A 17,573-nucleotide genomic window follows, 5' to 3' on the forward strand; every position below is an offset into this window, starting at 1 on the left:
CGCTCTGCATCGTCACTCGATAACGACGCCCGGCCGCCCCCGACGCCGGGACGATCCGAGGAGGACCCGGAAAATGGCTCGTTCGATACGGCGCTCCCCAGGACGCAACCCACGACGCACACCAGGCCTGCTGACAGCTGTCGTGATCCTGGCGGCCGCGGCGGGCTGCGGCGGCGGCTTCAGCGACGACAAGGGTGCTGCTGGTGACAGCACCGGCGAAGTGCGGATGCTCGTCAACATCACCCCCAACCTCACGAAGAGCTACTGGGAGGGCCTGGTCAAGCCCTTCGAGGACGCCAACCCGGGTGTCGACGTGAAGATCGAGGCGCCGACCGGTTCGGGTGTGAAGGACACGCTGCCGCAGCTGCTGGCGGCCGGCAACGCGCCGGATGTCGTCGAGACGCTGATGGCCGACAAGGTGCTGGCGCCGCAGATGCTCGACCTGACCGACCAGGCGTGGACCAAGGACACCCCGCTGGTGGAGCAGGCCTCGCTCGACGGCAAGGTGTACACGGTCGGTGTCGGCCAGCAGGCGCAGTCGCTGGTGTTCTACAACAAGGACGCCTTCGCCAAGGCCGGTATCAGCGCCCCGCCGAAGGACCTGGACGAGCTGACCGCCGCCATGGGCAAGCTGAAGGCGGCCGGCTACCTGCCGCTGCAGACCGCCGGCGACTACGTGACCGGTCTGCAGTTGCTGCAGCTCAGCAACCCGTCGATCGCCACCAAGTACCCGGACTGGTACCAGCAGATCAGCTCCAAGCAGGCCAAGGTCGGCGAGACCATGCAGCCGCTGCTGGAGCGCTACGAGTCCTGGATCAAGAACGGGTACGTCGACAAGAACGCGCTCGGTCTGAAGGACGTCGGCGCGCAGACCAACTTCCTGTCCGGTAAGGCCGGGATGTACATCATGGGCAGCTGGTTCGTCCGGACCGCCGACGACGCGAAGCCGACGTTCGACCTCGGCGTCTTCGCCGCGCCGACCGAGAAGGGGCAGCCGTCGCCCGGTCCGCAGGGTGTCACGATGGCCGCGCCGTACATGGTGCTGAAGTCGACCAAGCAGCGGGACCTCTCGGTGAAGCTGGTGCAGTGGCTGGTCACCGACAAGACCGCGGTGCAGAGCCAGCTCGCGCAGGACGGCAACTTCCGCAAGGGCTACACCGACAAGCTGTCGCCGCTCGGCAAGCAGGTGCAGGACATCCTCGACCAGGCGCCGAAGCACGTCGCCCAGGGTGAGGGGTACGGCGCCAACACGCTGCCGCAGGGCTTCAACGGCGAATGGAACAAGGCGGTCCAGAGCCTCTACACGGGGAAGAGTGCGAAGGACGTCGCCACTCGCATCGACAGCTGGATGGGCTCGAAATCGTGAGAGCCCGCCTGACGACCCTCAGTATGGTCGGTCCGGCGCTGGTGCTGTTCGTCGTCATGCTGGTCGTCCCGGTCTGTCTGTCGCTCTACCTCAGCCTGACCGACTGGGACGGCTACAGCGCGAACCCGGCGTTCGTCGGCCTGAAGAACTACGTCAGCCTGACGCACAGCGCCGAGGCGATCCGGGCGGGCTGGGTGACGCTGCTGATCGCGGCCGTGGGCACTGTCCTGCTCAGCGTGTTCGGACTCGGGTTCGCGCTGCTGGTGAACGGTGCGTCCCGGCTGAACGCGTTCTTCCGCATCGTGCTGTTCTACCCGCACGTCTTGAGCGCACTGGTCGTCGGCTTCCTGTGGAGCGCGGTGCTCGGTACGTCGGGTGTCGTCAACGGCTGGCTCACGTCGAAGGGCGCTGAGGTACTGCCGTTCCTCTCCGACCCGACATGGGCTCTCGCGAGTCTGATCGCCGTACTGGTGTGGGCCGGGTTCGGTGTGAACGTCGTGCTCTACCTGGCCGGGCTGCAGACGGTGTCGAAGGACCTGCTGGAGGCGGCGCGCATCGACGGCGCATCGAAGCGTCAGACGTTCTTCAACGTGACGCTGCCCGCGTTGGCGCCGGTGGTGACGGTGAACCTGGTGCTGTCGCTGGTGACGTTGCTGAAGACGTACGACCTCGTGGTGTCGCTGACAGGAGGCGGCCCAGCCGGATCCACTCAGACAGCGGCGTACCTGATCCTGTGGGACTCGTTCCACAACAACGCGCTCGGGTTCGGCTCGGCGCAGAGCGTCGTACTGATGGTCATCACCGCAGGTCTCGCTCTGACCGTCGCTCGGCTGCGGGCGCGCGCTGACCGGGGGGTGCAGGCATGAGCGCGCTCCGGATGCCACGGGTGGCGAGCGTGCAGTTCAAACCCTTCAAAGCAAAGGGCTGGGGACGGATCACGTTCCTGGTCGTGACCAGCGTGCTGATGCTGGTGCCGATGTACCTGCTGATCACCAGCGCGTTCAAGTCGCAGCAAGACATCCTTCAGCACCCGTTCTCGCTCGCACCGGACCAGCTGACCACTGAGTACCTGCGGAAGGCCGCGACGAACCCCGACTTCAACATCCTCAAGGGGTACGCCGTCACCATCCTGTTCGTGGTGTCGGTGAACGTGCTGTCCGTGGCGCTGGCCGGCCCGGTGTCGTACGTGATCGCGCGGCGCAGCGAGCGCCGGTACCGGATGCTCCTGCTGCTGTTCGTGGCCGGAACGTTCATCCCCAGCCAGGTGCTGGTGATCCCGGTGGTCTACACGCTGAAGTTCCTCGGGCTGATGGGCACGATCCCCGGGTTCGTGCTGTTCGAGACCACGCTGACGCTGCCGTTCTCGATCTTCCTGTACGCCGGCTACATCCTGACGATCCCGGCCAGCCTGGACGAGGCGGCCGCGGTCGACGGGGCCGGCAAGCACCGGGTGTTCTGGTCGATCGTGTTCCCGCTGATGAAACCGGCCGTGGTGACGATGGTCATCCTGAACACCTTCTCGGTGTGGAACGACTTCGTGAACCCGCAGATCATCCTCGGCCCGGGCAGCGGTCTCTACACCGTGACGACCGGCGTGTACGCCGCGGTGAGCCAGTACTCCACCGACTACACGGTGGTGTTCCCGACGCTGCTGCTCGCAGTGGCTCCGTTGCTGGTGGTCTTCGTGCTGCTCCAGCGGCACGTGATCAGCGGCCTGACCGCGGGAGCGACCAAGGGATGACCAGACGAACAACGGAATCCGTCATTGCGGAAACCCCGATCGGCAAGCCGCCTGCGTGGGCGATCATGCAGCGCCGCCTGTTCGACGTGATGGACGAGGGCTGGTGGCTGTTCCGCGAACGCTACTGCCTCCCCGACGGCAGCCTGCGGTACGCCGGTCCGGTGCAGAGCCGGGACGGTGCGGACGACTTCTACGAGGCGTTCGTGAACTGGCCGGTGCTCTACCAGCTCGGTGGCGCGGACGACCTGATCGACGTCTCGAAGTGGCATTGGGAAGGCGTCACCCGGCAGCTGACCGACCTGGGGTTCCTGGTCGACGAGTTCGAGCGCGGGTACGACTGGTTCCACATCGGCGAGTCGATGATCTTCTTCTACTCGCTGTGCGCGGCCGACCCGACCGACGAGGTGTTCCGGGAGCGCGCGTACCGGTTTGCCGAGCTGTACCTTCCCGGTTCTCCGGCCGCCAACTACGACCCGGCGACCCGGACGATCCGCGCGCCGCACAACGGCGCCGGCGGTCCGCGCTGGGGCATCAACGACGAGTGGCGGACGTTCGGCACCAACCAGGAGCGGATGCGGATCTTCGGGCTGCCGTTGTCCGGTGTGCCTGGGATCAACAGCTGGGACGACCTCGAGTCGAACGCGGATCTGATGGGTGCGGAGATGATCCGCCGACTCGGTGCTGGTGACACCGCAGTCAACCTGGCCGCGACGACGCTGACCGCGAACGCCTGGCTGTACGACCACAGCGACCGGTTCGCCGCGTGGACGCTGGAGTACCTGGACGCGTGGGAGGAGCGGGCCAAGGCGAACGGCGGGCTGCTGCCCGACAACGTCGGCCCGAGCGGCATCGTCGGCGAGCTGCACGACGGCCGCTGGTACGGAGGGAAGTACGGCTGGAACTGGCCGCACGGTGTCTACAGCGTCGGCTCGGCCGCGTGCGTCGCGGCGTTGAACGGCGCCGTACTCACCGGCGACTCAAAACGGCTCGACTTCGCTCGGCAGCTGCTGGACCACCTGTACGACCGTGGCATCAGCGGTGCGGTCGACGACACCGACATGAGCATCCGGGACCGCTGGCAGGCGGAGCTCGGGGAGGACTGTGCCAACCCGACGCTGCTGATCCCGAACCGGCACAGTGACAACGGGTGGTTCGACTACCAGCCGCCGCAGCTCGGACTGCCGATGTGGTTGTGGCAGGCATCTTTTGAAGCCTCAGACCGCGATCGCTTGAGCAAGCTGCGTGAGCGCAGCGGCTACGACTGGCGGACGGTCCGCGACTTCCGCAACAAGGAGGACGCCGGTCACGAGGCGCCCTGGCTCGCCTACCTGGCCGGAGACAACCCCGGCTACCCGGAGGCGATGCTGGGCGTCGCCCTGTCGCAGGTGCAGCGCCGGATGGACCTGATGGCGGTCGACACCGTCGACCCGGCCGAAATGAACATTCACCACTGGCAGCGGCACAACCCGGTCGCCACCGAGGCGCTGCTGCAGCTGACCACAGGTACGCCGCAGCTGCTCTACAACGGCGGCCTGCTGCCACTGCGCGTGCTGTACCTGGACGCGGACCGCGGCCGTCCCGGTCTGCCTCCTGACGTCGCCGCACTGGTCGACACGGTGGAGCCGGACCGGACCGGTCTGCAGCTGGTCAACCTGTCCGCGACGCAGACCCGCCACGTGGTCGTCCAGGCGGGGAGCTTCGGCACGGACCGGATCGACGAGGCGACCGTGTCCACCGCGACGGGCGAGTACCCCGGCCCGTCACCGGCGTACACCTCGACCCCGCCGGCCGCCGGGAGCCGCACAGTCGTTGTCGGCGGCAACAGACTCGAAGTGACGATGCCGCCCGGCCGGACCATCCGGCTGGATCTGAAGCTGACCAGAAACACCTATCGCGCCAGTCATCTGGCGCTGGCCTGATCGAGTACCGAGGAGACATATGAGCAGCACGGAACAAGCTCCGGTGACGCCCGTCTGGGATCTGCCGGTGCGCGGCGACACCCCGCCCGCGCCGGATCCCGACCTGGTGTCGCGGCTGTCGGAGATCGGGTCGGCCACCGCCTGCGCCCGGTTGCACAACCAGGGCATCCGCCGGACCTTCGTCGACGGTCCGACCAGCATGTTCCCCGGCAAGAAGGTGGTCGGCCGCGCGCTGACCCTGCAGTTCATGCCGCAGCGCGAGGACATCGCCGACGGGCAGACCCAGGAGTACATCGAGCGCAGTACGGCGCTGTGGGCCGTGCTCGACGAGATCCAGCCCGGCGACGTCCTGGTGGTCCAGGCCTACGGCAGCCACACCACGGGCTGCTTCGGCGACATGCTGGTCCGCTACTTCAAGCTCCGCGGCGGGGCCGGCATCGTCGTCGACGGCCGGATCCGCGACGTCCCCCGGGTGTCGGAGCTCGACGTCCCGATCTGGTCCACCGGAGCCACCCCGCACTACGCGTCCCAGTCCGAGCTGTTCCCGTGGGCGTACAACGTCCCGGTGGCGGTCGGCGGCGTCCTCACGCTGCCGGGAGACCTGGTGCTCGCCGACGACGACGGTGCCGTCGTCGTCCCCAGGCAGCGTGCGGAGTCCGTCATCCAGGCGGCCGCCGAGCACGACGAGTGGGAGAAGTTCAGCCGGCGCCGGATCGACGAAGGCGCCCCGTTGCGTGACTACTACCCCCTGACCGAGAAGACCCGTCTCGAGTACGAGCGCTGGAGATCTGAGAACGGGAATCACTGACCCGAGAGGACCCCGCCCAACATGTCCAGAAAGACCAGGCGTACGACGCTCAGCGTCGGCGCCGGGGTGGTCGCGGCTGCCCTGGTGACCGTCGCGGCGATCCAGTTCAACGCCCAGCCCGCAGGTGCTGTCGACTGCAAGACCTTCTGGGTCGCACCCAGCGGCAACGACTCCGCCAAGGGCACCGAGAAGAGCCCGTGGAAGACCGTGACCCGGGCCCGTGACGAGATCCGGAACAACCACCTCAACGACCGGATGAACTGTGACATCACAGTCAACCTCAAGGCCGGTGACTACCCGGTGGCGTCCACCATCGACCTGAACGAACAGGACTCCGGGAAGAACGGCCACCGGGTCGTGTACCGCAGCGTCGACGGTCCCGGTAAGGCGCAGCTCCAGGGCGCCGAGGAGATCACCGGCTGGACTCCGACCGCGAACGGCATCTACAAGGCCAAGTTCGACGCCTCGAAACCGTTCTACACGCTGTTCGAGGACGGCAAGCGGGCCACCAACGCCCGCTATCCCAACCGGGGCAGCGACGACACGTGGTCGCCGTACCTGACGTCGATCCTCTACGAAGAGGACAAGATGGACGTCCGCAACTGGCTGTGGGGCAAGCCCGGTGACTGGGACCCCACCTGGGACATGAGCCAGGCGTCGGTGACGATCTGGTCCGGTGGCTCGTGGTCCTGGTTCACCGACACCATTCCGCTGCTGGACACCAACTTCAAGAAGACCCAGACCACGCTGAAGTACTGGACCCGCTACGCGATGGTCAACAGCCGCGGCGGCTCCCGCTACTACTTCCAGAACTCGCTGAGCTTCCTGGACCAGGCAGGGGAGTACTACGTCGACAACAAGGCCGGTGAGGTCTACTACAAGCCACGTGCCGGCAGCATGGACGGCGTCAAGGTACTGCGGCCGACGGTGAAGACAGTGCTGAACCTGGCCGGCAAGTCACCGCAGGACCGGCTGCACGACGTCACGTTCGACGGGATCGGTGTGCAGTACTCCGACTTCGTCAGCTGGTACCGCAACGGCTGGGTGGCCGGTGGCGACGCGGGTGTCGAGCACAAGTATCCGGAGTACGACCGGCAGATCGAGATGCCGCGGAACCGGTTCGGTGCGATCACGCTGACCAACACGAGCAACATCGACCTGAGCCGGCTGCACCTGTCCGACACCGGCTTCACCGGCATCTACCTGCTGTTCGCCAACGACCACACCAGGATCACCGACAGCCTGCTGGAGAACATCGGCGCCGACGGCATCAAGGTCGAGGGCGGCTGGCCGGGTGAAGGCGACCTGAGCAACCACCACACGATCTCCAACGTGTTCATCGACCACATCGGTGAGCTGGTCCCGGGTGACTCGGCGGGCGTCGAGCTGATGGACACCGGCAACAACACGGTGACCAACGTCGAGGTGAAGCACGGTGCCCGCTACGGCATCAGCCTGGAGTCGCGGCCGGAGGTGAAGGACGGCGACCAGTACGCGAGCGGGAACACGTTCAAGTACATCAAGCTCGAGGAACTGGGCCTGGACAGCGGCGACATGGGCGCGTTCTACACGTACGGTGTCGACAACCAGGACCCGCACCCGGTGCAGAACACCGTCGACCAGCTGGTCGTCGGCGACGTCGTCCCGGACCCGTCGATGCCGGACGCCGGCGGTACCCGTGGCGTGCACATGGACGCCGGTGGGTGCGGATTCGCGTTCAGCAACGTGCAGGTCGGGAAGGTGACCGACCAGAAGTACCAGTCGTACCAGTGCAACGAGGTGACGAACGCCGACTGGGTCGAGGGCTTCGACGCGTCGAAGATGGAGTACGACAAGATCGGCGTACTGCCCACCTTCCCGTACGACGTGACGGGTCGGTGAGCGCACATGAAGCTGCTCGTCGGAATAGTTGCCGGTACGGTGCTGGCGGTGGCCGGCGCGAGCTCTGCAGTGGGGACCGGGACGCCGACCCAGGACTGCGGTGCCTACTGGGTGGCGCCCACTGGGAATGACACCGGCCCGGGTACGGAACGGAAGCCCTGGCGGTCGATCGAGCACGCACGGGACACGTTGCGGGTGCGGGCACACGCCAGTTGTCCGCCTGTCGTGAATCTGAAGGCCGGTACGTACCAGGTCGACAAGACGATCACGTTCGACGACCGCGACTCCGGGGTCACCTACCGGAGCGTGGACGGTCCGGGCAAGGCCGTCCTGGACGCGGGGCGCGAGGTGACCGGCTGGACGCCGTACAAGGACGGCATCTTCAAGGCGAAGGTCGACGTCGACCAGCCGTTCTACACGCTGTACGTCGACGGCGAGCGGGCGACGACCGCGCGGTACCCGAACCGGCGCTCCGACGAGGAGTGGGCGCCGTACCTGAAGTCGGTCCTGATCGAGCCGGAGAAGGAGGCCATCCGCGACCAGGTGGGCTTCACCGAGGGCGAGTGGGACGAGACCTGGAACCTCGGCAGCTACACCGACTGGCCGGCCCAGCTGATGATCTGGTCGGGCGGCTCCTGGAGCTGGTTCACCGACACGGTGCCGATCAAGAACCCGGACTGGAAGGACAACAAGGTCACCCTGGACTACTGGACCCGGTACGCGATGATGAACTCGCGGTCCGGTTCGCGGTACTTCGTCCAGAACTCGCTGGACCTGCTCGACGCCGAGGACGAGTACTACCTCGACTGGGCGAACAAGGAGCTGTACTACAAGCCGCGTGGCGGCACGATGGACGGCAAGCGGGTCCTGCGTCCGACGCAGACCCAGGTGCTGTCGCTGGCCGGTGTCACGCCCACGCGCCGGCTGCACGACATCGCGTTCGACGGTCTCGGGATCGCGAACACCGACTTCATGCAGTGGTACCGCTCGGGCTGGATCAGCGCGGGTGACTCCGGCCAGAAGCACAAGTACAAGGAGTACGACCGCCAGATCGAGATGACCCGCAACCGGTACGGCGCGGTCACCCTGACCAACACCCGTAACGTCGACCTGACCGGGTTGCACCTGCGGGACACCGGCTACCACGGCGTCTACCTGCTGTCGGCCAACGACCACGTGACGATCGCCGACAGCCTGCTGGAGAACATCGGTGCCGACGGCATCAAGGTCGAGGGCCCGTACCCGGGTGAGGGCGACGTCGCGAACCACAACACCTTCACCAACCTCTACATCGACCACGTCGGCGAGCTCGTGCCGGGTGACGCGGCCGGGATCGAGCTGATGGACACCGGGAGCAACAAGATCTCGCACGTCGTCGTGAAGCACAGCGCGCGCTACGGCATCAGTCTCGAGGCCCGGCCCGAGGTGAAGGACGGCGAGGGCTACGCACTCAACAACGAGTTCTCCTACATCCGGCTGGAGAAGACCGGCCTGGACAGCGGCGACATGGGCGCGTTCTACACCTATGGCATCGACAACCAGGAGCCGCATCCGATCCAGAACACGGTGCGGCAGCTGGTCGTCACCGACGTGATCCCGGACGACTCGATGCCGGACAGCGGCACGCGCGGCGTGCACATGGACGCGGGCGGCTGCGGATTCAGCTTCTCCGACATCGAGATCGGGACGGTGACCGACGACAAGTACCAGTCCTATCAGTGCAACGAGGTGACCAACGCCAACTGGGTGGCCGGTTTCGACCCAGGGCGGATGGAGTACGACAAGATCGGCGTACTGCCCTCGTTCCCGTACGACGTGGAAGGGCGGTGACCTGAGGATGTCGACACGCTCAGGACTCGTGATCGGCCTCGCGGTCGGTCTGCTGGTGCCCGCGGCGGTCTTCGGCGGCTCGGCTCTCGGAGCCGGTGCGGCACCTGCCGCCGATCGGGCCGGATGCAAGGCGTACTGGGTGTCTCCTGCCGGGAACGACGCCGGCACAGGCACGGAACGGCAGCCGTGGAAGACGATCGAGCATGCTCGGGACACCCTGCGGTCGGGGGGTCATGCCGGCTGCACCACGGTGGTGAACCTCAAGGCCGGGACCTACCAGGTCGACAAAACGATCACCTTCGACCAGCGCGACTCCGGGGTCACGTACCGGAGCGCGGACGGACCGGGGAAGGCCGTCTTCGAGGCGGGGCGGGAGGTGACCGGCTGGACGTCGTACAAGGACGGCATCTTCAAGGCGCCCGTCGACATCACCCAGCCGTTCTACAGCCTGTACGCCGACGGCGAACGTGCTACGACGGCCCGCTACCCGAACCGGGCGTCCGACGACAAGTGGGCGCCGTACCTGCGGTCGATCCTGTTCGACCCGACCAAGGAAGCGGTGCGCGACCAGCTCGGGTTCAACACCGGTGACATCGACCCGTCCTGGGATCTTCGGCTCGGTACGTCGTGGCCCGCGCAGGTGACGGTGTGGTCGGGCGGCTCGTGGTCGTGGTTCACCGACACGATCCCGATGCTCGACATCAACTTCACCAAGAAGCGGACCACGCTGGTGTACCCGGCGCGGTACGGCTTCATCAACTCCGGCGGCGGCTCGCGGTACTACGTGCAGAACTCGCTGAGCCTGCTCGACCAGGCCGGCGAGTACTACCTGGACTACCCGGCGAAGACCCTGTACTACAAGCCGGCCGGCGGCACCATGGACGGTGTCAAGGTCTTCCGGCCGACGCAGACGCAGGTGTTCTCGATCGCAGGCGCGTCCCCGAACCAGCGGGTGGAGAACCTGACGCTCGACGGCCTGACCATCCAGCACACCGACTTCATGGACTGGTACCGCTACGGCTGGAACGGGACGGGCGACTCGGGCAACAAGCACAAGTACCCGAAGTACGACACCCAGATCGAGCTGCCGCGGAACCGGTGGGGTGCGATCACGCTCACCAACACGCGCGGGGTGAAGCTGACCGGGCTGCACATCCAGCAGACCGGGTTCACCGCGATCGAGTTGCTGTTCGCGAACGAGAACACCACGGTCTCGGACAGTCTGCTCGAGCATCTCGGCAACGACGGCATCAAGATCGAGGGCGGCTGGCCCGGCGAAGGTGACCTTGCCCATGGCAACACGTTCACGAACAACTACATCCACCACATCGGCGAACTGGTGCCCGGCGACTCGGCCGGCGTCGAGATCATGAACAGCGGCGGCAACCTCGTGAGTCATACGGTGGTCGAGCACGGCGCGCGGTACGGCATCAGCATCGAGTCGCGGCCGGAGATCCCGAACGCGGACAACTACACCGGCGGCAACACGGTCAAGTTCGTCCGGCTGTCGCATCTGGCGCAGGACAGTGGCGACACCGGTCCGTTCTACGCGTACGGCGTCCGCAACGAACCGCCGTACACCCCGGACGCGTCCGTGTCGCAGCTGATCATCGACGACGCGAACGCCGACCCGTCGATGCCGGACGCGAAACCGTACGGCGTGCACATGGACTTCGGCGGCTGCGGGTTCGCGTTCTCGGACATCAAGGTGACGAACACCGAGAGCGACCCGTACCACGGGCCGTCGGCGGGACCGTGCGACACGTTCGCGAACGTGAGCTGGGAGGCCGGGTTCGACGACTCCCGGATGCAGTACGACCAGATCGGCGTACTGCCGTCGTTCCCCTACGAGAAGCCCTAGAGAGGTCATGAACATTCTGGGTGGCTACCGGGTACTCGATCTGTCGGTGGCGATGGCCGGGCCGCTGGCGGCGATGCGGCTCGGCGACCTCGGTGCCGACGTGGTCAAGGTCGAGCCCGTCACCGGTGAATGGCAACGGCACACCGCCGCCGGCGGCGCGACCGGCAACGAGATCAACGCGTCCTTCCTGTCGCTGAACCGCAACAAGCGCAGCCTGGCCGTCGACCTGAAGTCCGACGCGGGTCGCGAGCTCCTGTACGAGCTGGTGCGCACAACAGACGTGTTCCTGCAGAACTACCGGCCGGGCGTCGCTGCACGCCTGGGCGTCGACTACGACACCCTGCGCGCACTGAAGCCCTCACTGGTCTATGTGTCGATCTCCGGGTACGGCGAGAGCGGTCCGTACGCCGAGTGGCCCGGACAGGACCTGCTGGTACAGGCGATGAGTGGTGCCCTGTTCAGCGCCGGCCGACCGGACGAGCCACCCGTCGCCGCGCCGTACTTCCTGGCCGACGCCGTCACGGCGTACAGCGCGTTCGAAGGCGTGCTGGCAGCCCTGCTGCACCGGGAGCGGACTGGCGAGGGGCAGCTCGTCCAGGTGAACATGCTGGACGCGGTGATCGCTCTACAGATGCAGGAGCTGTCGGTGCACACTGTTGGCGGCGTACCGCAGACGCGGTCCGAGGAGGTGCATGCGCACAGTTACATCCGCGCGCCGTACGGGATCTTCACCGCTGCCGACGGGTACATCTCGCTGGCGTTTGCGAACCTGCCTGTACTGGCGGAGGTACTGGACGCGCCGCAGCTCGCCGGACTGGATGCGGAGCGCGACGGTTTCGCACGGCGGGACGAGATCGCCGCTGCGGTGTCTACTGCGTTGCGACGAGAGACGACCGAGCACTGGATGCTCAAGCTGCGTGAGCGCGGCGTGTGGTGCGGCCCGGTGCTCTCGTACGACGACGTGCGCACGGACCCGCAGGTACTGCACAACGAGTCGTTCGTGACGTACGAGCACCCGACCGAGGGCACTGTGACCACGCCGGGGTTCCCGTACCGCTTCAGCCGCACACCGGCCGACGTACACCGTCCTGCTCCGCTCGTCGGCGAGCACACCGATGAGCTGCTGGCTGAACTCGGCATCTCCCCGGCAACACGCCAGGCCCTCCTGGACGAGGGCGCGGTGCGGCGCCGGAACGCCTGACCAGTTTCCGCCAGACACTCCGACCGAAGCTGCGGTTGACCCCAAGACACGACACAGTCGAACAAAGGAGAACGGGAAAGCGCTCTCCAACCGTGGGGGGCTACGACCTGGGAGTGTCGCGTGGCTCAAACAGAACGAATCCCCAGCCGACAGACCACGGCCGGAAGACCGACGGGCTCCGGACCACCGGGGACCGTGACGGACAGTAGACCTTCGGCGAAGCCGCTGTCCTGGTGGGCGCGCGCCCGCCGGGACAAGATCCTGCTGCTGATGGCGCTGCCCGGGCTGGCGCTGCTGCTGGTGTTCCACTACCTGCCGCTGCTCGGGAACCTGATCGCGTTCCAGGAGTACCTGCCGTTCGTACCGCTCGGCCGCAGCGCGTGGGTCGGGTGGGACAACTTCGCGGTGATCTTCAACGGCGACCCGGAGTTCCTGAATGCACTCAAGAACACGCTGCTGATCACGCTGGTCCAGGTGATCTTCGTGTTCCCGGCGCCGATCGCGCTGGCGCTGCTGCTGAACAGCCTGCTGTCGGAGCGGATCAAGCGGGTCGTGCAGTCTGTGCTGTACCTGCCGCACTTCCTGTCCTGGGTGATCGTGATCGCGATCTTCCAGCAGATCCTCGGCGGCAGCGGCATGATCAACAACTTCCTCCGCGAGCACGGGATGGGCACGATCGACTTCCTCGGCAACCCGGACGGCTTCATCGCGCTGCTCACCAGTCAGGTGATCTGGAAGGACACCGGCTGGGGGACGATCCTGTTCCTCGCGGCGCTGACGCAGATCGATCCAGGGCTGTACGAGGCCGCACGCGTCGACGGCGCCTCCCGCTGGCGGCAGTTGTGGCATGTCACGGTGCCCGGGATCCGCGGACTGATCATCCTGCTGCTGATCCTGCGGCTCGGCGACTCGCTGACCGTCGGGTTCGAGCAGATCATCCTGCAGCAGAACCTGGTCGGGAGACCGGCGAGCGAAGTGCTCGACACCTACGTCTACAACAACGGCGTACTGGCCGGCCAATGGGGCGTCTCGGCCGCGGTCGGATTGGTCAAGGGGCTTGTTGCCGTCGTCCTGGTGCTCGGCGCCAACAAGATCGCCCACATCTTCGGTGAGGCGGGGGTGTACAAGAAATGAGCACGATTCAGAAAGGGATCGACGACGGTCCCGGCACCGCCTCGCGGGCGGTCAAAGGCGTCGTCCTGCTGATCTGCTGCGCGATCGTCATCATCCCGTTCATCGGCGTGATCTCGACCAGCATCGCCAGTCAGCAGCACGTGACGAACTCCGGCGGGTTCGTGCTCTGGCCGGACGGGCTGAACCTGGACGCCTACAAGTCGATCTTCAACGGCGGCGTCGTGCAGCGGGCGCTGCTGGTCAGCGTCGTGATCGCCACCGGCGGCACGCTGATCAGCCTGGCCGGCTCCACGATGCTCGCGTACGCGCTCAGCCGGCCGGGGTCGTTCGGGCAGCGGCCGATCCTGATGATCGTGCTGTTCAGCCTGTTGTTCAGCCCCGGCCTGATCCCGAACTACCTGGTGGTGAAGGAGTTCGGGCTGCTCGACTCGTTGCTGGCGCTGATCCTGCCGACGGCGATCAGCGGGTTCAACGTGATCGTGCTGCGCTCGTTCTTCATGGGCATCCCGGACTCGGTGCTGGACTCGGCCCGGATCGACGGCGCCGGCGACTTCCGGATCTTCTGGTCGATCGTGCTGCCGCTGTCGAAGGCGGTGCTCGCGGTCGTCGGGCTGTTCTACGCGGTCGGGTACTGGAACGCGTTCTTCAATGCGATGCTCTACATCAGCGACACCGCGAAATGGCCGTTGCAGCTGGTACTGCGGACGTACGTCGTCAACAACACCGAGCTGAGCAGCGGTGATCTCGGCGGCGCGTCGGCCGACCAGCTGCCGCCGCAGGAGTCGATCCAGATGGCGATCCTGGTGGTGTCGCTGGTGCCGATCCTGATCGTGTACCCGTTCCTGCAACGGCACTTCGCCAAGGGCATGCTGACCGGGGCGGTGAAGGGATGACGATGCGCAGACGAACCTTCCTGGCCGGATCGGCGGCCGCCGTCGGTGCGTTGAGCGGTTGCGCGACGGTGACCCGGTCGACCGATATCGCGGCGTTGAACAAGCCCGTCGCGCTCCCGACGTACAAACGCTTCGACGGCCCGAAACCGGACCTGCCGCGAAGCCACCCGTTGATGCCGGACTGCTTCTACAAGTTCCCGGCGAACCCGACGAAGGTGACCAGCGGCGTACCGGCCGATGGCAGCGACCTGTCCGGGTCGGTGCCGACGTCGAACCCGATTCCGCCGACCGCCGATCGCAACCCGTACTGGCAGGAGCTGAACCGGAGAATCGGTTCGCCGCTGGCGCTGACGATCACCTCGGCCACCGGCTCCGATTTCACCAACAAGTTCGCGACCTCCGTGGCCGGAGACACCCTGGGTGATCTGTTCAACGTCGACGGGAAGTTCTCCTATCTCCCCCAGTTCCTCGAAGCCCGGGCCCAGGACCTGACCGAGTACCTGTCCGGCGACGCGATCCTGGAGTATCCGTTCCTGGCCAACCTGTCACCCGACTCCTGGCGCGGCTGCGTGTTCTCCGGCGGAATCCGGGCGGTTCCCATCCAGCGCGGCGTGATGTCGTCCAGCCTGCTGCTGGCTCGGCGGGACCTTCTCGACCAGTTCGGCGTCGAGCTCGGTTCACCCGGCGTGGACGAGCTGAACGCGGTCGCCAAGGCGGTCACGGACGGCAAGAAGAACCGGTGGGCGTTCGCGGTGCCGCCGACGGCGGCGCTGAGCGCGATGCTGGGGTTGCCGAACGGCTGGGAGGTTCGCGATGGCCGACTGGTGCACGGCCGGGAGCTCCCGGAGTACAAGGAGATGCTCGCGATCACCGCGAAGATGCAGGCCGACGGGTTGATCCATCCCGACGGGGTGGCGAAGAACAACCAGAAGGTCTGGTTCAGTCAGGGCTCCGCGGTGATGACACAGGACACCTACTCGTCCATCCAGAGCTTCTACCGGCGCGCCGTGACGAAGAACTTCGCCATCTCGCTGCCGGTCGTCCGGGACAGCGCCGGGAAGGTCGGCCGGTTCCTGCTGGGTTCGCCGAACAACTCGATCTCGGCGATCAGGCCCAGCTCGCCGGAGCGGACCAAGATGCTGTTGCGGGTGCTGAACTGGATGGCCGCGCCGTTCGGCACCGAGGAGTACCTGTTCCGCAAGTTCGGACTCGCCGGGCGGCACTACACCCTGGACGGCACCGACCCGGTCCTGACCGATGCCGGCCGCAGTGAGGTGTGCCTGGGCGAGTTCCCGATCCAGTATCTCGCCGACGGTGGATACCCGGTCTATTTCCCCGGCCACGCCGACGCCGTCGACGTCGCGTACAACCACCTCAAGACGATCCTGCCGACCGCGATCCTGCAGCCGACGTACGGGCTCTACTCGTCGACCGACTCGACGAAGGGCAAGGTCGCCGACAAGGACTTCGAATCGCTGACCAAGGAGATCCAGCTCGGCCGCTCCGATCTGAAGGACTGGGACAAGGCGGTCGCCAACTGGCGCAAGTCGAGCGGCGACGCGATCCGCCACGAATACGAGGAGGCACTGTCCGCCCAGGGCCGGAAGTAGCCACGGGCGAGAACTGAACTGGGCACCCCCTATGGGGTCCGGGAACAAGCAACAGCCTGTTCCCGGACCCCGGCGGTTGTCGCCGCCTATCGACAGCGCAGGGAGTCGAGGTCCGGGGCGTCGCCCATGGCCTGGTTGCCGGCGTCGTTCGGGTGCAGGCCGTCGCCGCCGTCGTACGCCGCCGCGAGCCGGGACGGATCCGCCGGGTCACGGGTCGCCGCGTCGAAGTCGGCCACGCCGTCGAACTCGCCGCTCGTCCGGATGAACGTGTTCACCGCCTGCCGGATCGCCTCCTTCTCCGGCGTGTACACGAACGAGCTGCCCATCGGCGTCAGCGTCCCGCCGACGATGCAGCGGCCGGAGGCGTGCACCCGGGCGATCAGCTGCCGGTACCCGGCGAGCAACTGCTCGGTCGTCGCGCCGGCGTAGATGTCGTTGATCCCTTCCAGTACCAGCACCGTCCGTACGCCGGGCTTGGTCAGCACGTCCTTGTCCAGCCGGGCCAGCGCGCTCGCGCCCGCACTACCTGCCTTCGCGATCCCGCCGAGCACGCGGTTCCCCGAGATGCCTTCGTTCGAGATCGCCAGCCGTCGCGGCTCCGGCAGCTGCGCGTACCGCGCCGCCAGGATGTCCGGCCAGCGGCGGTTCGTGTCGATCGTCGTCCCGACCGACGAGGTGATCGAGTCGCCGAGCGTCGCGACGGTCTCCACCGGCCGCGGTGCCTCGACGATCGCGGCGTTCAGGAAGAACCACGCCGAGGACTCCGTCTGGTACGCCGTACTCGACTCGTCGGCCGCGTGGTCGCCGGACGTCGACTTGTAGCTGTGCTGCATCGCCCGGTTGTGCGCGGTGATCACGCCCGTCGTCCCGACCACGTGCAGGCTGACCGTCAGGCTGGTCAGCGCCGGCACCGTGCCGGGCAGCGGGTCGCTGATCGCCATCGCGCCCGGCGGGATCGTCACCGTCGTACTGCCGCTGAACGTCAGGCGCCGGCTGGACCCCGGCACCACGCTCGCGCCGCTGTCCTGCCGCCCGACGTACACCGTGTCCGAGACCAGCGGCTGGTCCCCGTTCGCGTTGGAGATCCGGATCCGCAGATCCTTCCCGCCCACCGAGGTCCGCAGCACGTTCCGCACCGTCATGTCACTCAGCGACCCGCCGGCGATATCGTCCGCCGCACCCCAGGTAGTGACCAGACCACCTCCCGTCGTGGCTGCATCATCCGGTGCGGCCGCCACCAGACCCGCCGCACTCACCGCCGTCACCAGCAAACTCGCGCCCACCCGGCGCCACGCAGTAAAAGTCATGCCCATCAAGTCACCCCCGAAT

The 17,573-nt window shown here is 66.8% G+C and carries 13 protein-coding genes; 12 read left to right on the forward strand and 1 reads right to left on the reverse strand.

Going from position 1 to position 17,573, the window contains the following annotated elements; genetic code table 11:
• Positions 1-73 precede the first annotated feature (73 nt).
• The 12 genes from E0H50_RS21505 (at position 74) to E0H50_RS21560 (ending at position 16,244) form a co-directional block, all read left to right on the forward strand.
• Entirely contained in the window at positions 74-1,366 is a 1,293-nt protein-coding gene (locus E0H50_RS21505) for an ABC transporter substrate-binding protein (RefSeq protein ID WP_131291342.1), read from the forward strand.
• Complete coding sequence (locus E0H50_RS21510) at positions 1,363-2,232, forward strand: carbohydrate ABC transporter permease (RefSeq protein ID WP_202868260.1); 870 nt, start codon at positions 1,363-1,365, stop codon at positions 2,230-2,232. Before E0H50_RS21505 ends, E0H50_RS21510 begins: the two co-directional genes overlap by 4 nt.
• Positions 2,229-3,107 (forward strand): carbohydrate ABC transporter permease, encoded by an 879-nt coding sequence (locus tag E0H50_RS21515; RefSeq protein WP_131291344.1) that lies wholly within the window; start codon positions 2,229-2,231, stop codon positions 3,105-3,107. Before E0H50_RS21510 ends, E0H50_RS21515 begins: the two co-directional genes overlap by 4 nt.
• Positions 3,104-5,026, forward strand: a complete 1,923-nt coding sequence (locus E0H50_RS21520; RefSeq protein ID WP_131291346.1) for a DUF8034 domain-containing protein — start codon at positions 3,104-3,106, stop codon at positions 5,024-5,026. Before E0H50_RS21515 ends, E0H50_RS21520 begins: the two co-directional genes overlap by 4 nt.
• A gap of 19 nt (positions 5,027-5,045) precedes the next feature.
• The gene (locus E0H50_RS21525; protein ID WP_131291348.1) at positions 5,046-5,834 is read left to right on the forward strand and encodes an RraA family protein; all 789 of its coding nucleotides are present in this window, start codon (positions 5,046-5,048) and stop codon (positions 5,832-5,834) included.
• Between the two features lie 21 nt (positions 5,835-5,855).
• Complete coding sequence (locus E0H50_RS21530) at positions 5,856-7,715, forward strand: right-handed parallel beta-helix repeat-containing protein (protein WP_131291356.1); 1,860 nt, start codon at positions 5,856-5,858, stop codon at positions 7,713-7,715.
• 6 nt (positions 7,716-7,721) lie between these two features.
• Positions 7,722-9,545, forward strand: coding sequence for a right-handed parallel beta-helix repeat-containing protein (locus E0H50_RS21535; protein ID WP_131291358.1), 1,824 nt, complete (start codon positions 7,722-7,724; stop codon positions 9,543-9,545).
• Between the two features lie 7 nt (positions 9,546-9,552).
• The gene (locus tag E0H50_RS21540; RefSeq protein WP_131291360.1) at positions 9,553-11,406 is read left to right on the forward strand and encodes a right-handed parallel beta-helix repeat-containing protein; all 1,854 of its coding nucleotides are present in this window, start codon (positions 9,553-9,555) and stop codon (positions 11,404-11,406) included.
• A gap of 7 nt (positions 11,407-11,413) precedes the next feature.
• Complete coding sequence (locus E0H50_RS21545) at positions 11,414-12,607, forward strand: CaiB/BaiF CoA transferase family protein (protein ID WP_131291362.1); 1,194 nt, start codon at positions 11,414-11,416, stop codon at positions 12,605-12,607.
• A gap of 195 nt (positions 12,608-12,802) precedes the next feature.
• Positions 12,803-13,741, forward strand: a complete 939-nt coding sequence (locus E0H50_RS21550) for an ABC transporter permease (protein ID WP_238151123.1) — start codon at positions 12,803-12,805, stop codon at positions 13,739-13,741.
• Entirely contained in the window at positions 13,738-14,634 is an 897-nt protein-coding gene (locus tag E0H50_RS21555) for a carbohydrate ABC transporter permease (protein ID WP_131291364.1), read from the forward strand. The genes E0H50_RS21550 and E0H50_RS21555 overlap by 4 nt, the downstream gene beginning before the upstream one ends.
• 2 nt (positions 14,635-14,636) lie before the next feature.
• Positions 14,637-16,244: a type 2 periplasmic-binding domain-containing protein gene (locus E0H50_RS21560; RefSeq protein ID WP_131291365.1), complete on the forward strand. Its 1,608-nt coding sequence runs from the start codon at positions 14,637-14,639 to the stop codon at positions 16,242-16,244.
• 86 nt (positions 16,245-16,330) lie between these two features.
• On the opposite strand, the gene E0H50_RS21565 is transcribed toward E0H50_RS21560, so the two are convergent.
• Positions 16,331-17,551: an SGNH/GDSL hydrolase family protein gene (locus tag E0H50_RS21565; RefSeq protein ID WP_202868261.1), complete on the reverse strand. Its 1,221-nt coding sequence runs from the start codon at positions 17,549-17,551 to the stop codon at positions 16,331-16,333.
• Positions 17,552-17,573: the final 22 nt, after the last annotated feature.

Source organism: Kribbella sindirgiensis, from assembly GCF_004331435.1.
In the GTDB taxonomy this organism is placed as follows: domain Bacteria; phylum Actinomycetota; class Actinomycetes; order Propionibacteriales; family Kribbellaceae; genus Kribbella; species Kribbella sindirgiensis.

Excerpts from the sequence above, each read along its gene's own strand:
- E0H50_RS21505 (WP_131291342.1), top strand. The coding sequence starts at position 74 with ATGGCTCGTTCGATACGGCGCTCCCCAGGACGCAACCCACGACGCACA.
- E0H50_RS21515 (WP_131291344.1), top strand. The coding sequence starts at position 2,229 with ATGAGCGCGCTCCGGATGCCACGGGTGGCGAGCGTGCAGTTCAAACCC.
- E0H50_RS21520 (WP_131291346.1), top strand. The coding sequence starts at position 3,104 with ATGACCAGACGAACAACGGAATCCGTCATTGCGGAAACCCCGATCGGC.
- E0H50_RS21525 (WP_131291348.1), top strand. The coding sequence starts at position 5,046 with ATGAGCAGCACGGAACAAGCTCCGGTGACGCCCGTCTGGGATCTGCCG.
- E0H50_RS21530 (WP_131291356.1), top strand. The coding sequence starts at position 5,856 with ATGTCCAGAAAGACCAGGCGTACGACGCTCAGCGTCGGCGCCGGGGTG.
- E0H50_RS21535 (WP_131291358.1), top strand. The coding sequence starts at position 7,722 with ATGAAGCTGCTCGTCGGAATAGTTGCCGGTACGGTGCTGGCGGTGGCC.
- E0H50_RS21540 (WP_131291360.1), top strand. The coding sequence starts at position 9,553 with ATGTCGACACGCTCAGGACTCGTGATCGGCCTCGCGGTCGGTCTGCTG.
- E0H50_RS21545 (WP_131291362.1), top strand. The coding sequence starts at position 11,414 with ATGAACATTCTGGGTGGCTACCGGGTACTCGATCTGTCGGTGGCGATG.
- E0H50_RS21555 (WP_131291364.1), top strand. The coding sequence starts at position 13,738 with ATGAGCACGATTCAGAAAGGGATCGACGACGGTCCCGGCACCGCCTCG.
- E0H50_RS21560 (WP_131291365.1), top strand. The coding sequence starts at position 14,637 with ATGCGCAGACGAACCTTCCTGGCCGGATCGGCGGCCGCCGTCGGTGCG.
- E0H50_RS21565 (WP_202868261.1), bottom strand. The coding sequence starts at position 17,551 with ATGACTTTTACTGCGTGGCGCCGGGTGGGCGCGAGTTTGCTGGTGACG.